At 46.2% G+C, this 2,500-nt stretch carries 3 rRNA genes (2 of these 3 cut by a window edge); all 3 read right to left on the bottom strand.

Annotation, left to right across the window (positions count from 1 at the left end):
- Nucleotides 1-1,111 (bottom strand): 23S ribosomal RNA (locus U0033_RS24785) (it extends 1,770 nt beyond the left edge of the window).
- A 471-nt stretch (nucleotides 1,112-1,582) separates the two neighbouring features.
- Nucleotides 1,583-1,694 (bottom strand): 5S ribosomal RNA (gene rrf / locus U0033_RS24780).
- 100 nt (nucleotides 1,695-1,794) lie between these two features.
- Nucleotides 1,795-2,500 (bottom strand): 23S ribosomal RNA (locus tag U0033_RS24775); it runs 2,174 nt beyond the window's last position.

Genomic DNA, 2,500 nt, shown 5'->3' with positions numbered 1-2,500 from the left:
AATGGCTGCTTCCAAGCCAACATCCTGGCTGTTATAGGATTTGAACTGCGTTTGTTCAACTTAACATACGATTAGGGACCTTAGCTGTTAATCTGGGTTATTTCCCTCTCGGCCATGGACCTTAGCGCCCACAGCCTCACTCCCGTAGATAATATCATAGCATTCGGAGTTTATTAGGGTTTGGTAGGCGGTGAAGCCCCCTAGCCCAATTAGTAGCTCTACCTCTATGATAACTCTGTATACGAGGCTGTTCCTAAAAACATTTCGGGGAGAACGAGCTATCTCTCAGTTTGATTGGCCTTTCACCCCTATCCACAGGTCATCCCATAGCTTTTCAACGCTAATGAGTTCGGTCCTCCAGTTTGTGTTACCAAACCTTCAACCTGCCCATGGATAGATCACAAAGTTTCGCGTCTACCCCCACTGACTATATTGTCGCTCTGTTAGAACTCGCTTTCGCTACGGCTCCGCAACTTAAGTGCTTAACCTTGCCAGTGAGGAGTAACTCGTAGGCTCATTATGCAAAAGGCACGCCGTCACCCTTTAACAGGCTCCGACCGCTTGTAGGCGCACGGTTTCAGGTACTATTTCACTCTTCTGTTCGAAGTACTTTTCACCTTTCCCTTACGGTACTGGTTCACTATCGGTCTTTAGGGAGTATTTAGCCTTACCAGATGGTGCTGGCAGTTTCACACAGGATTCCTCCGGTCCCGCGCTACTCAGGATACTACACGTCTATCAGAATTTCTGCCTACAGGACTATCACCTGCTATGGTTCATCTTTCCAGATGATTCAACTTGATCTGACTTTCTAAAAGTAGTCCTACAACCCCGTGGCAGCACGCCACCACGGTTTGGGCTCTTCCCCGTTCGCTCGCCACTACTTAGGGAATCATTAATTTATTTTCTTTTCCTGCAGGTACTTAGATGTTTCAGTTCCCTGCGTTGGCCTCCTTTCGGATAATACACCTTCAGTGTACTGGGTTGTCCCATTCGGAAATCTACGGATGTAACGATCGTTTGCATCTCCCCGTAGCTTATCGCAGCTTACCACGTCCTTCTTCGCCTCCTAAAGCCTAGGCATCCGCCATGCGCCCTTATTCGCTTTAAATATCTTTCAAATTGTATACTGTATTACAACTTTATTTCCCAATATGTCAAAGAGCTTAATCTTATCACTAAGATTGTGCTGATGTTGCAGATCCGATCCGCCTGAACCCTTATGGCTCGTACATCTTAACTTATCATTACTGTTTTAAGAACTTCCCGTTTCGCGTCGTTTGCGTTGGGGTTGCAAAGGTAATGATTATTTCATTTCTGCCAAATCTTTTTGAAGTTTTTCTTCTTTTTTTATTTCAGTGTGACCTTTAATAATAGAGGAATACTTCGTAAAGAATCTGTATGAACAAAGAACTTTAATGCTCGTTTTTTCGAGCGGATGGCAAAGATACAATCTTTACTTTCTTTCAACAAGAATTTACCAGACTTTTTTTTTACCGTAGTAGCGGTAGAGATGTGTGGTGTGATATCCTAAGAAGGGATAAAAAAGCCTCCGAATAAGCATTCGGAGGCTTTCTAATAAATATGGCGGCTACCTACTCTCCCGCATGATAGTGCAGTACCATCGGCCATGAGGGGCTTAACTTCTCTGTTCGGAATGGGAAGAGGTGAACACCCTCGGCAAAACCACCATAAGATCTTGAAGATCTTTTGTTACTTAACTCCTGTCTTTGCAGACCAGCAGCAGTAACGCAATAATTTACATATTGGGAAGTTGAAACACAGTATATAATAAAATTAAAGCTTACGGGCAATTAGTACTACTCGGCTTCGATGTTACCACCCTTACACCTGTAGCCTATCAACGTCGTAGTCTCCGACGGCCCTTAAAAGTAAACTCATCTTGAGGTTGGTTTCACGCTTAGATGCTTTCAGCGTTTATCCTTTCCGTACATAGCTACTCGGCACTGCACCTGGCGGCACAACCGATACACCAGCGGTACGTACGACCCGGTCCTCTCGTACTAAGGTCATGTCCCCGCAATTTACTAACGATCACAACAGATAGGGACCGAACTGTCTTGCGACGTTCTGAACCCAGTTCACGTGCCACTTTAATCGGCGAACAGCCGAACCCTTGGGACCTTCTCCAGCCCCAGGATGTGACGAACCGACATCGAGGTGCCAAACCTCCCCGTCGATATGAGCTCTTGGGGGAGATCAGCCTGTTATCCCCGGAGTACCTTTTATCCTTTGAGCGATGGCCCTTCCATGCAGAACCACCGGATCACTTTAGCCAGCTTTCGCTCCTGCTCGGCTGGTCAGCCTCACAGTCAAGCACCCTTTTACTAATGCGCTCTGCGTACGATTACCAACCGTACTGAGGGTACCTTTGCGAGCCTCCGTTACTTTTTAGGAGGCGACCACCCCAGTCAAACTACCCACCAAACAATGTCCCCCTTACAGGGTTAGACTCTAAACAACAGAAGGTTGGTATTTC

It is taken from the genome of Chitinophaga sancti (assembly GCF_034424315.1).
GTDB lineage: Bacteria > Bacteroidota > Bacteroidia > Chitinophagales > Chitinophagaceae > Chitinophaga > Chitinophaga sancti.
Note: the sequence above shows the minus strand (reverse complement) of the source record. Positions and strands in the feature narration are given on the sequence as shown.